Here is an 11,532-nt window from a genome sequence, read left to right on the forward strand (position 1 = left end):
ATATATTCTCCATAAACCAATCATGGTTTCTTCCCCATAATCCAATTATCAACCATTATCGCAGCCTGTTTAGGTGAAATGTCGGAAGTGTCCAATAATGTTATAGGATATGAAACATTCTCGTTGGACTGCTGTTTCAGCCATTTATTGAAATCCGTAGAGTTTCTAATCCAATCATCATCACTTACCCCGCGTCCTTTACGCATTCGTTCTTCCAATACAGCATCATCACAGACAACAGCAAGATAATAAATATGGGTAAACAATTCTCTTTCTGGCAAATTTTCAAGTTGTTTAGGTACTCTGCAACCACACAGTACAACAGGCTTTCCAGCTTGTGCAATATTGGCACATACCCTTAACCATAAACGATTATACTCGAAATAATCATCCTCTGGTGTATTGTAAATGTCATTCCACAATAAGTCACTTTCCATTACAATATACTCTTTTTCATTAATAAACAATTCATTACAAAGTGTCGATTTTCCAACACAGGAAGCCCCGGTGACAATGAATAATGGTTGTTTTTTAGTAGGTTTCATAATAGCCTCCAACAATCCCAATTTAACATTCTTTCTTATAAATTAACATACCGTTACCATAAAGGTCATCTTCCGCCCCAAATTCTTCCCTAACAAATTCATACCCATTCTTTTCAAGAACTCTCACAGAAGCATTATTTCCACGCATGACACGTCCATATAAAATATTTATTCCAAAAGTTCTTTTTATAAACTCTGTCATAGCTTTTAATAATTCAGTTGCATACCCATTTCCACTATACTTTTTACATATCCCGTAACCTATTTCTACCTCATCAGGATTTCCTTCTACCACATTTACGCCTGTATCGCCTATCAATTCACCTGTTTCTTTCAGTTCAACAGCTAATACATACGGTAAATGTTTGCCATTGACACAGTCCACATAAAATTTGATTGCGCCTTTAGTTTCTTCCATATCTACATAGCTTTCATTTGGAATCCACATTTTTACTTCTTCTTCCAAATGATTTTCATATAAACATTTGGCATCTTCTATCTCAAATTTTCTAATCTTCAAGTGCTCTGTTTCAAATATATATTCCATGCCCTTTTCTCCTTAAATTCATTACATAAATTATATCACTTTTATTCTCTATTTTCCATAAAAATATAGGACATAGCAACCGCCACGCCCCATATTTCTTATCGTTCCAACGACTTTTCAATCTGCTGTTTCTGCCCTTTCAAGTCGTTCTGTTTCTCATACAGACTATTGCGCTCTTTGCAGAGTTCTTTCATGCGCTCCAACTGCGCCCGCACTCCCTCCCGGCAATCCGGCTCTATCTTCTTATATTCCCCGGTCAGATTGCGGATTGTATTATTGTTCTCTTTTATCTGCTCTGACAGACATACCCAGTCTATCAAATTTTGCACTTCCTTATCCGTTTCGTAAAGGTCTGTTTCTGCCACGATTTTAGCACACAGCCGCACCATGACTTTCTTCTCCATATCCGTCATATCCTATCCATCCCCCTTTCCTATCGGCTCATTTCAAAAGCACGCTTCGGGCGTTTATTTGCCCTTTCTGCCTGTTCTAACGCCTTTGACTGTTCTACTATCAACTGCACCTGCTCTCTGCCGAAATGACGCTCCAAACGCCCCAAATCAGACGCTTTCTCCTGCAATCGGTCTATGGTGTCGCTCTGCTCCATGACCTTATCCGTCAAGCGGCTAATTTGCTCCTTTTGCCCGTCCACTTTGGCGGTCAACTTCTTGCTTTGCTCCGTAAGCTGTACGCATTTGATAGTCAGATTTTTTACCACCTCTTTTAATTTCTCTACAAGCGGGAGTGCCTTTTTATCCCGATAATTCTTTGCGCTCATCAATACCCCTGGCTCTGCCAACTGCCATTTCACATCTTCATCATAGGCGTGTATATTGCGCTCCATGACTTCTTTTGATTGCACCATTTTGTTAATTTCCTGCTGTAACTTTTTCTGCTGTTTCTCCAATTTTTCATTTTCAGACAGCAGCTTTTCTTTATCTTCTGTCAGTGTTTCCGTCTGCTCTTTCAAAAGAAGATTTGTAGCGGAAAGTTCTGATATTTCCTGCCGGATTTCTTCGCTCTCTTTGCGTATCTGCTCCGTTTCCTGTCCTGCCGCAATCTGCTGATGAAGAATGTCAGATAATTTCTCTTTACTGCCGGAGATTGTCTGTTCCAGTTCCGCAACCTCTTTCTGCCGCTCCTGCTTTTCAAAATCAAGTACCGACAAATGCTTGTTATGTGTGCCTAACTGTTTCCACTGTACGCCGTGCCGCCCCATGACTTTAGAAAGTTCCTGCTTCTCCGCTTCAATCCATTCATTCCATTCCGTCATTCCCCTTGTGCCGCCTTTGAAACCCTGTTCCGACAATGCGCCTTTGAGGGAAACTCTCGTATCAAGTCCACGCTTGCTGTTACGGATAAAGGGAACAAAATCAATGTGGATATGTGGCGTCTGCTCGTCCATGTGTAAGTGGCTTGAAAATACATATAGGTTCGGATTTCTTTTCTGAAACTGCTCCATGAACTCACATAAAATCTCTTTCGCCAACTGCCCCTCATTGCTCTGCACGTTCATATCATCTTTATTGCCGATTTGGAAGATTACCTCATAAAATAATTTCTCCTGCTTTCCCCGGCGTATTTTCTCATAGTAATCATCAATCTTTCTGTCACTCCGTTTTTGCTTTGCATTGTAGCGTTCCAGTGCTTCATCAAAAAGAATGTGATAAACTTCTTTTATATCCGAATGGCAAAATTCCACGTTGTCCCAGCTACGTTCCTTGTCTACATTTTTAGCTGTAAAGGCTCTTGTATTGTGGTTGACCGAACCTTTCCCCATCATGCCGCTAATCGTCCTTTCCAATAGGCATATCCTCCACATTCTATATACTGATTTTACTGCGCCGACTAAGGCGCAAAGCGAAGTTTCTTCGCTTCGGCTTTGTTACTTTCCCGAAAGTAACGCAAAAGCACTTTCGACAGGCTACGCTCTATCAAAAGTGCCTTTGCGCCCTGCCGGGGGCTTTCCGTCCTCACGGACGGTAGGCGGCTGTTCGCCGCTTCAATGCTCCCCATGCGTCGGTTTGCGTCGATAGCGTCGATATTTTCTATACCGCCCCGCTATCAAAAATACCGTCGCAACCGACGCATATCGTCGCACTTTACTCTTTCTGCTCTAGCCGTTTCAGAATGATTTTTCTCTCATGCCCCCGCTTGTTGTCATAGAAAATGCCATAATCATTAAGCAACTGGCTGGTCACGCCCCACAATGTCCATGACCGCCGTGTTGTCCGTGCGCTTTTTCTTGTGCATGATAAACGCCCCGTCCGCCGCACCGAGAAGCCCGTTTGTGCCGGAAATCATATCGAAGCTGTCCTCGGACTCCAACTTGCGGGTATGATGAACCACCAACAGGCAGACACCGTATTTATCACTGAATGATTTCAGCTTTGTCACAATCTCATAATCACTGGAATAGCTGTACCTGCCCCCGCCGACCTCACGCACCTTTTGGAGCGTATCAATGATAATCAGCCTTGCGTCCTTATGCTCTTTTATGAAACCCTCCAATTCTCCGTCCAGTCCCTCATTCAGTGTCTTTGCCTGCGTTGCAAAAAATAAATTGTCCGCACACTCCACACCAAACATGACGGACAGCCGCCGCTGAAGCCTTGCATAATCATCTTCCAGTGCAAGATATAATACCGTCCCTTTTCTTACTGGATAATTCCACAGCGGAAGCCCCATTGCCACATGGTAGGCAAGCTGTCCCATGAAGAACGATTTACCTACTTTCGGCGCACCCACAAAGAGGTAAGTGCCGCCATACAAGAAGCCGTCCACAACAGGCGTTCTCGGCGGGTAAACCGTATCATACAGTTCTGTCATGGAAACGGTTTGAAGCCCGCCGCCCTGCCCGGATTTCTCCGGGCAATTTGTGGCTTGCAGATTGTTTTTTGCTGTTTCATTTGCTATAATTTCATTGTAATTTTTATTGTTCGGCTGTTCCCCATCTGCGCCAACAGATGATACGGGAGCAGTCGTTTTTATTTTATTTGTCATTCATCTTCCCCTTTCAGACCGTCTAAAGTGATTGCGATTACTTGCAACGTGTAGAGCAGTTCGTCATTGTCCGGGCTTACGCTTTCCATGCGTTTCAATTCCTCATAAATTGCCGCCATCTGATTTTTCAGTGCCTTATATACCCTCGGATTGCCCTGCACCACAACGTCCCGGCATAAGAGCCGCCTTGTAATATAATCCTGTTTTGTCAATCCCGACAATGCCACCAAATCATTCAACAGCTTTGCTTCTTCATCAGATACCCGGAACGCCACCGTATGGTTGCGCCATCTTCCCTTGTAATCAAGTGATTTTTCCATGCCTTTAGTCCTCCTTTGTCATTCTCTCCATTTCCAATTTCTCCGCCATTTCCGTCTGAACCGTTGGGAACAAGTGGGCGTACCGGTAAGTGATTTTCTCCGCTTCATGCCCCATGCGCTCCCCAATCGCCAGTACCGAAAATCCCATATCCAGCAAGAGCGATACTGCGCTATGGCGTAGGTCATGCACCCTTATTTTCTTTACTCCTGCCTGTTTTGCTCCACGCTCCATTTCATGGCTAAGATAAGATTTTGTGACCGAAAACAGTCTTTCGTTCGGCTTAATGTCATAAAGCATTTTGATGTACTCCTGCATTTCCTCACACAGAAAGGTTGGCATTTTTATTGTGCGGTTACTCTTTTTCGTCTTAGGGCTTGTGATAATGTCACGCCCTTTGGAACGGTGGAAAGTCTTGCTGATTGTAACCGTCTGTTTCTCAAAATCAATATCAGCAGGCGTGAGCGCAAGCAGTTCGCCGGAACGCATACCGCACCAGTAGAGCATTTCAAACGCATAATAGGAACGGGGCTTATCCATCATGGTTTCGGAAAATTTCAGATATTCTTCTTTCGTCCAAAAATCCATTTCCTTGACGGCTTCACTCCCAATCGTCCCCGCCCGCCTTGCCGGATTGTAGGGAAGATTATAGAAGTTTACTGCATGGTTGAATATCGCCGTAAGTTGTGCGTGAATTGTCCTCAAATAATCTGCGGAATAGGGCTTGCCTTTCTCGTCCCGGTACGCCATCAACTCATTCTGCCACGCTATCACGTCCTTTGCTTCAATTTCTGCAATTTTGCGGTTTTCAAAGTACGGTAAAATCTTTGTCCGTATCACATGGCTTTTGGACTCCCAAGTGCTTTCCTTGACACGCTGCTTCTTGTCGGCTTCGTACACTTCAAAGAAACTGCCAAACGTCATATCCAGTTTTGCGCCCTGCTTTAACATGGCTTCATGCTCCCACGCCTGCGCTTCTCTCTTTGTTGCAAAACCTCTCTTTTGTGTCTGCTTTCTCTCCCCTTTCCAGTTGGTAAAGCGGTAGATAACCCGCCACGTCCCCGTGGCATTGTCCTTGTATACAGCCATCTAAATCAACTCCTTCCTATTCGCTGTAACATACTTTTTTATGAAAAAATGTAGCGTTCACACGTCCTGCCACCGTCAGATAGCCCTGTTTCTGCATTTCTGCGTTCAGTTCCCTTACAATCTGATAGGCTTTTGACTTTGACACACGCAGTTCCGCTGCCACTTCCTCCACTGTCATAAAAGATTTTTCTGTCATTCAGATATCCTCTCCTTTCAATGTTTAACTGTTTTTGTTTAAGTATTGCATATAGAATACTAAATAAATTCCGTTAAGTCAAGTGGTTTTCAAGAAAATCTTAACTTTTTTTATTTAAGTTATTCTTGCTATTCCTATTGCACCATGTTATACTAACTTCAACAGATTTGTTTAAGTAAAGTCATGCACGACTGGAAGAAAACAGGACGGCGGGTGCTTGCACACGCTGAACTGCTTTCTGACAGGCGTATATGGCGCACCGCCACAGCGAGATGAAGCGGAGCGTAATCAAGCTGGCATGACTTTACCTCACTTCACAATAACGGAGGTTTTATTATGGCAATCGGCAAACGTATCCGCTTTTTCCGCAACCGAAAAGGCATGACACAGAAACAGCTCGGCGAAATCCTCGGCTTTCTCGGAAAGACCTCTGATGTCCGCATGGCACAGTATGAAACCGAAGCGAGGACACCGAAGCATGACCTTGTAAAAGAAATGGCGAATATCTTTGATGTAAGCACCCACGCCCTCACCGTGCCGGATATTGATACCTATACCGGGCTTATGCACACACTCTTTGCGTTGGAAGATATGTACGGACTGAAAATCGGGGAGGTTGACGGGGAAATCTGCCTGCGCCTTGACAAGTCCGACTATTCCACCTATTCGTCCATGTTTGATATGTTCCACGCATGGCAGGAGCAAGCCGCCAAACTGGAACAGGGCGAGATTACCAAAGAGGAATACGACCAGTGGCGGTACAAGTACCCGGAACTGGACACCTCAAAGCATTGGGCGAAAGTCCCCTCACAGGCGGTCAGTGATATGCTTATAGAGGAATTTCAGAAAATCGAGAAAGAAGAAAAGAAAACATCTAAAAAGAAAAAGCAGAAATAAGCATAAAAAGACCTTGCCGATATTCAGTTTCCATATCTGAAAATCAGCAAGGTTTTCTTATCCCATTGATGTAATTATTTCGTGCGTGATATAAAAAATGTTGCCAAATCGTTGCCAGCGCCTAAACAAATTTGCTTGCAACCCGCATAAATACTAGGTTCTTAAAGCCCATTTCATCACTCAAACTCGCAAATAAATTCTTGTCACTATACATTTTTGTATAGGTATTATGGTTCTATCCGGTTTCATATGTGTTCCACTGTCCTAAGTCCACAGACTGTACTGAACGGTGTTATCAATTTGTTATCAAATTTCTGTTATCAGTCAAAGATTCTAGTGATATCCTGATACCGGTTAATTACACGATAAATCTCTACATACTCACTGCCCACTTTATAGATAATCACATAATCTTCCCATATCGCATATTTATAATCTGTCCGAAAACTGACTCGTTTGGAAAGATCTGATCCCATTCCCGGAAACATCTGAAGATTCTCAAATTTCCCGTAAATTTCCTTTATGGTCTTTGCCGCATATTCCTCGTTGTCTTCAGCAATGTAATCCCGAATATTCTTCAGATCTTTTGCAACAATCGGGTTAATCCGCAATTTTAACATCTTATTCCCCCACAAGTGCCTTCAGTTCATCCAAATCCAGCCATCCTTCGCCGTCTTTCACTGCTTCTTCGGCTTCCTGCAGCTTCATCAAAAGCTTCTTTTCCGCACGATCACGTTCATAATCTTCAAAATCCATAACCACAAAACGTCCTCTACCATTCTTAGTAAGATATACCGGCTCGCCTTTGTGGCAGTTCTTCAGGACTTCGTTATAATTTCTCAAATCAGATACTGGTAAAATACTTGCCATATTCTTTCAGCTCCTTCCTTGATTTTATATTGTTTCTGCTACTTATATTATACACAAAAAGCTGTAAAATTCAACGTGAATTTTTACAGCTTTCTATTATAACTATTCCTATTTTTTAATTCGACAAACTTGAAGTTGTAGGGGACAATACCTGATCAGCCTGCCTTGGCTTGTTTATAAAGGAGACCACTTTTGATCAGTAATAGCAGAAAAGCAACTATTATTGCATATGGTTCTTTCATCATTGCCAAAAACAAAACATCGATAACACTGCATCCTATAGACAATGCAGTAATCACCTTTTTGCCTTTTTCAAATTTGAAATAGACCATCAATATTTTCACAATCCCGATAATCGTTAAAGTGATGAACATTATCCAATAAATGGTAATAATCCATTTATTATTATCTACATACTCAAAAAGATTTACCGAATAGATATAACCATTGACCGGCTTGGGATACAGCGGAAGAAAAATAAGCATCAAAGAAAGCAAGTCAACAAATCCCCATAATAAGTCACATACACTATTGAGATTTGATTTGTTTTCTTTTTCTGCAATCAAAATCAACTGTTCTCCAGATAACAGATCATCAATCGACACAGAAAAATATCGAGATATTTCCTTTAATGAATCTATGCTCGGATATCCTCTTCCGGATTCCCATTTTGAAATTGCAGTTCTAGATACAAATAATGCCGCAGCCAGTTCTTCTTGTGTCATTCCCCGGCTTTTTCTTAATTCCTGAAGTTTTTCATGAAATTCCAAAACCTCCACCCCTTGCTCGTTTTATTTATTCTTTATTGACAGTATAACCGCTCCCTGATAAATAGAAAATAATCCAATGCTTAACAATACGCCACCTACAATATCCGTGAGCCAATGTACTCCCGAAATCAATCTGCCAATAACCATGAATGCCGAAAAAGCGATTGTTACAATCGTTATCACTTTTTTGACTGCAATGCTTGACAGCCTGCGCTGAGTCTGTTCGATCAAAGTCGGCATCACACACAATACCAATAGTGTAGTTGATGATGGATAAGATGCCTCCATTACTCCGTTAATTAAAATAGGTCTGTAATTGATTGGAATCATCTCAAAAAATATATATGCCAGGATCACGACAATATAATAAATACCCAGAATAATGATATCCGGATCCACCTTGAAAAGACTTCTTTTCTTAATCAACTGAACTAGTCCCACACCTGCAAAGATCAGGCATACTACGACAGGCACCAGCCCCATCCAATCAGTAATCGAATAAATCATCATGTGTACGCCTGTGAAGCGGTGAAACCAGCAATTGAGTGTTGCAAATCCAATATTCGTTCCGTTTTGACCATGAGGCTGCACATCTACCATCTGGATCAAAACTGTCCATAATACAAAAGTTGCAATGAATATTCCTCCAAATAGTAAATTCTTCATTCCGTTCTTTTTCATCATTCTACGTCCTTTCTATATGGGTTTGTCTTTTCGACACATTCACCTTATCAAAAAACATAAAATGATGATAGAATCGCTCGGTCACATACGTGATACGATTCGTATCATACCCGTAAATGCTTGTTTTTTCAGTATTTCCTTCTGATTATCTATCCCTGCAAATCCGGATTTATCTTTTAGCATTCTATCATGTTCTATTCTGAAATTCCACTCTTACATTTACAAAGAGTCGCCTTTCGGCAGCCCTCTTAACTTATATATAAACGATCTCTTTCAGTACAATTTTTTCAGCACTTGTTCTGATATTATTCATCAACCCGACCCACTTCATCTGATCCCGTATCTTCAATGTTTCTGTCACACTCTGTTCTTCTGCCATCTGCTTCATTAACATTTCGACCTGCTCTCTTGCATCCCGATCAATCTGATTCAGATGTTCAGTCAGCTTTCCAGTCAATAACAGGCACTGATATCTTGCTGGTCTATACTCTTTCAGATATTGTTTCCGCAACATTCCATATTTCCCATATGTCGGTTCTTCCTCATTCAGCACCAGACCCGGCAAATAGTAATCTCCATGCAAGGTATAGCTTAATCCGTTCTTTTCATCATAAATGTGTTTTTTCATGCACTTATATCTCCATTCCTCTGTTCTTTGTTTTATTTTTCTTACGCTGCTGATTCTCCATCTCGCTCTTTTTCGCACCCCATGCTAATCTTTCGTAAATGCTTCCTTTTGGCATTTGTTCCATCCGTCGTTTTTCTTCCAGTGCTTTCTGATTATGAATATCCTGCAGTACCGCAGCCTCCACAGTGTCTATTCCCATGACACGCACAACACGATCATATCTATCAGAAACACTTTGCAACATATTCTTTTCTTCTAATAATTTCTGATTGTCTTTACGCATATCATCCAACTCTTTCTGAACACTGTTATATGCCTGTTTTGTCTTCTGGTATTTATTTTTCCATTTCTCCACTTCTTTCGTAAGTTCTTTTACCTGGGCAGCCATTGCAGCAATCTTATTCTTCATTTGAATAAATAATGGTTTAACTTTTTTATCCCGATAGGTTCCTGCACGTTCCAATGCTCCTGCTTCCGGTAGAAGCGTTTTAACCGTCCCATATTCTTTTATTTCCTTACTGACATTATCTATGATCGGCTGTAACTGCTCCCGACGTTCTTCTAGGCTTTTTAATTCTATTTCTGCTTTCTCTGCCCGCTTTTCTGCAGCTTCTTTATCCCTGACCGCCTGTTCCTTATCTTCTTTCAAAAGCTGAATATCTGCCTTGGATTCTGCAATCTGTGCAGTCAGTCCCTCATTCTCTGCTGTCAGATACTCTTTTTCCTGCTCCAGAGCCTGAACTTCCTTCTTTCGTTCTTTTTTCTTGAAATTATAAACATCCAGATGTTCCTCATGGGTACCTTTCTGTTCCCATTCAATCCCATACTGCTTTGCAATATCTGCCAGCACTTCTTTTTCGTGGTTTATCCACTGATTTAATTCTGTGTCATGTTTATTTCCACCTTGAAATCCCAAACTTTTTAATGCCTGCTTCAGTGAAACTCTGATATCCATCCCTTTTCCTTTCCAACCAGTCACATAGGGAACAAAATCAATATGCAGATGTGGTGTAGCTTCATCCTGATGAAGATAACAGCAAAATACCCGGAGAGTTGGATTCCTTTTCTGAAAATCCTGCATATATTCATTCAACACCTTCACTGCCAGTTCTCCTTCTACTGTCCCTACAGCCATGTCTTCACAATTTCCAATCTGGAAAATGACCTCATGGAATAGTTTTTCCTGTTTTCCCTGCCGGATTTTTTCATAATAATTTGTAATCTGACGGTCTTTTCTTTTCCCCACATTGTATCGCTCCACAGAATCATCAAACAACTCTTTATAAACATCTTTCAGATTTTCATTCTGGTAACAAATATTCAAGTGTACTCTGTCCGGATCTACATTTTCTGCTATGAAATCCCTTCTGTTATGAGCCAGAGAACCAGCTCCGATCATACCGCTAATTGTTCTTTTCATGGTCATGCTTCTCACCTCCCCTTCTGAAACCAGTGCCAGACATGGCACATAAATTTGTATCTTCGCCAGTTATGGCGATAAAAAGAACTCTTCGCCGGATACGGCGGTTTTGTTACTTTTGTCAAAAGTAACGCAAAAGCACTTTCGACAGCCGTACCGTCCATCAAAAGTCCCCTTGCGCCCTGCCGGGGGCAAGACGTCCGGGGACGTCTGTTATGCACCGACCGAATCGGAGCGAAGACCTATTCCTCCCGTTGGTCGGTTTACTCCTGCGTTACTTGTATGACTGACTTATCCCGTTATTCTCGCCCGGACATATTCCAAATCTCCGCAGTATGGTGTCCCCACCAGATACCATTCCCTTGCCGGATTCATTTCCATTCTGGTCTTGACCCACTGATCGTCAACCAGCACTTCCAGCCCTTCTCCGCAGTGAAATCCTGTGTCAATCCATAAATCTGATGATAATAAACCGTATCTTCCGTTATTGCTGTTATAACCTAATCTTCCTTCTCTCATTGTGTCACTCTCCCTTCATTTATCGTTTTCCATAGGGAGCCCCGTT

Annotated in this window: 16 protein-coding genes; 1 reads left to right on the forward strand and 15 read right to left on the reverse strand. The window is 41.9% G+C overall.

All coding sequences use genetic code 11. The annotated features are described in order from the left end of the window. Positions 1 to 20: 20 nt before the first annotated feature. The 8 genes from ACQRD1_RS12960 to ACQRD1_RS12995 all read right to left on the reverse strand — a co-directional run bounded on the left by ACQRD1_RS12960 (position 21) and on the right by ACQRD1_RS12995 (position 5,698). Positions 21 to 545, reverse strand: coding sequence for an AAA family ATPase (locus tag ACQRD1_RS12960; protein ID WP_427787722.1), 525 nt, complete (start codon positions 543 to 545; stop codon positions 21 to 23). Positions 546 to 567: 22 nt separating this feature from the next. After that, positions 568 to 1,092 (reverse strand): GNAT family N-acetyltransferase, encoded by a 525-nt coding sequence (locus tag ACQRD1_RS12965; protein WP_427787723.1) that lies wholly within the window; start codon positions 1,090 to 1,092, stop codon positions 568 to 570. A 98-nt stretch (positions 1,093 to 1,190) separates the two neighbouring features. Further along, a complete protein-coding gene (locus ACQRD1_RS12970) occupies positions 1,191 to 1,505 on the reverse strand; it encodes a hypothetical protein (RefSeq protein ID WP_427787724.1) in 315 nt (104 codons plus the stop codon). A gap of 20 nt (positions 1,506 to 1,525) precedes the next feature. Further along, positions 1,526 to 2,875 (reverse strand): plasmid recombination protein, encoded by a 1,350-nt coding sequence (locus ACQRD1_RS12975; RefSeq protein ID WP_427787736.1) that lies wholly within the window; start codon positions 2,873 to 2,875, stop codon positions 1,526 to 1,528. A gap of 398 nt (positions 2,876 to 3,273) precedes the next feature. Further along, on the reverse strand, positions 3,274 to 4,095 hold the full coding sequence (locus ACQRD1_RS12980; RefSeq protein WP_427787726.1) for an AAA family ATPase: 822 nt from the start codon (positions 4,093 to 4,095) through the stop codon (positions 3,274 to 3,276). Beyond that, a complete protein-coding gene (locus tag ACQRD1_RS12985) occupies positions 4,092 to 4,415 on the reverse strand; it encodes a plasmid mobilization protein (protein WP_160303040.1) in 324 nt (107 codons plus the stop codon). The genes ACQRD1_RS12980 and ACQRD1_RS12985 overlap by 4 nt, the downstream gene beginning before the upstream one ends. Before the next feature lie 4 nt (positions 4,416 to 4,419). Next, on the reverse strand, positions 4,420 to 5,502 hold the full coding sequence (locus ACQRD1_RS12990) for a tyrosine-type recombinase/integrase (protein ID WP_427787728.1): 1,083 nt from the start codon (positions 5,500 to 5,502) through the stop codon (positions 4,420 to 4,422). A gap of 16 nt (positions 5,503 to 5,518) precedes the next feature. Next, a complete protein-coding gene (locus tag ACQRD1_RS12995) occupies positions 5,519 to 5,698 on the reverse strand; it encodes a DNA-binding protein (protein ID WP_016302462.1) in 180 nt (59 codons plus the stop codon). Positions 5,699 to 6,034: 336 nt separating this feature from the next. Between ACQRD1_RS12995 and ACQRD1_RS13000 the strand changes: the two genes are divergently transcribed. Beyond that, entirely contained in the window at positions 6,035 to 6,595 is a 561-nt protein-coding gene (locus ACQRD1_RS13000; RefSeq protein ID WP_427787731.1) for a helix-turn-helix domain-containing protein, read from the forward strand. Between the two features lie 320 nt (positions 6,596 to 6,915). On the opposite strand, the gene ACQRD1_RS13005 is transcribed toward ACQRD1_RS13000, so the two are convergent. The 7 genes from ACQRD1_RS13005 to ACQRD1_RS13035 form a co-directional block, all read right to left on the reverse strand. Continuing rightward, positions 6,916 to 7,215, reverse strand: a complete 300-nt coding sequence (locus tag ACQRD1_RS13005) for a type II toxin-antitoxin system RelE/ParE family toxin (RefSeq protein ID WP_195256017.1) — start codon at positions 7,213 to 7,215, stop codon at positions 6,916 to 6,918. 1 nt (position 7,216) lies between these two features. Then, positions 7,217 to 7,465: a type II toxin-antitoxin system prevent-host-death family antitoxin gene (locus ACQRD1_RS13010; protein WP_005610763.1), complete on the reverse strand. Its 249-nt coding sequence runs from the start codon at positions 7,463 to 7,465 to the stop codon at positions 7,217 to 7,219. A gap of 155 nt (positions 7,466 to 7,620) precedes the next feature. Further along, positions 7,621 to 8,235 carry a helix-turn-helix domain-containing protein gene (locus ACQRD1_RS13015; RefSeq protein WP_055261444.1) on the reverse strand — a complete coding sequence of 205 codons (615 nt, stop codon included), beginning with the start codon at positions 8,233 to 8,235 and terminating at the stop codon, positions 7,621 to 7,623. Between the two features lie 21 nt (positions 8,236 to 8,256). After that, the gene (locus tag ACQRD1_RS13020; protein ID WP_055261446.1) at positions 8,257 to 8,919 is read right to left on the reverse strand and encodes a phosphatase PAP2 family protein; all 663 of its coding nucleotides are present in this window, start codon (positions 8,917 to 8,919) and stop codon (positions 8,257 to 8,259) included. 253 nt (positions 8,920 to 9,172) lie between these two features. After that, entirely contained in the window at positions 9,173 to 9,547 is a 375-nt protein-coding gene (locus ACQRD1_RS13025) for a TnpV protein (protein ID WP_055261448.1), read from the reverse strand. A 4-nt stretch (positions 9,548 to 9,551) separates the two neighbouring features. Continuing rightward, positions 9,552 to 10,973: a plasmid recombination protein gene (locus ACQRD1_RS13030; protein ID WP_055261451.1), complete on the reverse strand. Its 1,422-nt coding sequence runs from the start codon at positions 10,971 to 10,973 to the stop codon at positions 9,552 to 9,554. 285 nt (positions 10,974 to 11,258) lie between these two features. Further along, positions 11,259 to 11,486 carry a DUF5348 domain-containing protein gene (locus ACQRD1_RS13035; protein WP_022092901.1) on the reverse strand — a complete coding sequence of 76 codons (228 nt, stop codon included), beginning with the start codon at positions 11,484 to 11,486 and terminating at the stop codon, positions 11,259 to 11,261. Positions 11,487 to 11,532 lie beyond the last annotated feature (46 nt).

The sequence above is a fragment of the Bariatricus sp. SGI.019 genome (genome assembly GCF_050315235.1).
GTDB lineage: Bacteria > Bacillota > Clostridia > Lachnospirales > Lachnospiraceae > JAFBIX01.

Excerpts from the sequence above, each read along its gene's own strand:
- ACQRD1_RS12995 (WP_016302462.1), bottom strand. The coding sequence starts at position 5,698 with ATGACAGAAAAATCTTTTATGACAGTGGAGGAAGTGGCAGCGGAACTG.
- ACQRD1_RS12965 (WP_427787723.1), bottom strand. The coding sequence starts at position 1,092 with ATGGAATATATATTTGAAACAGAGCACTTGAAGATTAGAAAATTTGAG.
- ACQRD1_RS12990 (WP_427787728.1), bottom strand. The coding sequence starts at position 5,502 with ATGGCTGTATACAAGGACAATGCCACGGGGACGTGGCGGGTTATCTAC.
- ACQRD1_RS12980 (WP_427787726.1), bottom strand. The coding sequence starts at position 4,095 with ATGACAAATAAAATAAAAACGACTGCTCCCGTATCATCTGTTGGCGCA.
- ACQRD1_RS13005 (WP_195256017.1), bottom strand. The coding sequence starts at position 7,215 with ATGTTAAAATTGCGGATTAACCCGATTGTTGCAAAAGATCTGAAGAAT.
- ACQRD1_RS13000 (WP_427787731.1), top strand. The coding sequence starts at position 6,035 with ATGGCAATCGGCAAACGTATCCGCTTTTTCCGCAACCGAAAAGGCATG.
- ACQRD1_RS12985 (WP_160303040.1), bottom strand. The coding sequence starts at position 4,415 with ATGGAAAAATCACTTGATTACAAGGGAAGATGGCGCAACCATACGGTG.
- ACQRD1_RS12975 (WP_427787736.1), bottom strand. The coding sequence starts at position 2,875 with ATGATGGGGAAAGGTTCGGTCAACCACAATACAAGAGCCTTTACAGCT.
- ACQRD1_RS12970 (WP_427787724.1), bottom strand. The coding sequence starts at position 1,505 with ATGACGGATATGGAGAAGAAAGTCATGGTGCGGCTGTGTGCTAAAATC.
- ACQRD1_RS13030 (WP_055261451.1), bottom strand. The coding sequence starts at position 10,973 with ATGACCATGAAAAGAACAATTAGCGGTATGATCGGAGCTGGTTCTCTG.
- ACQRD1_RS13010 (WP_005610763.1), bottom strand. The coding sequence starts at position 7,465 with ATGGCAAGTATTTTACCAGTATCTGATTTGAGAAATTATAACGAAGTC.
- ACQRD1_RS13025 (WP_055261448.1), bottom strand. The coding sequence starts at position 9,547 with ATGAAAAAACACATTTATGATGAAAAGAACGGATTAAGCTATACCTTG.
- ACQRD1_RS13035 (WP_022092901.1), bottom strand. The coding sequence starts at position 11,486 with ATGAGAGAAGGAAGATTAGGTTATAACAGCAATAACGGAAGATACGGT.
- ACQRD1_RS12960 (WP_427787722.1), bottom strand. The coding sequence starts at position 545 with ATGAAACCTACTAAAAAACAACCATTATTCATTGTCACCGGGGCTTCC.
- ACQRD1_RS13020 (WP_055261446.1), bottom strand. The coding sequence starts at position 8,919 with ATGATGAAAAAGAACGGAATGAAGAATTTACTATTTGGAGGAATATTC.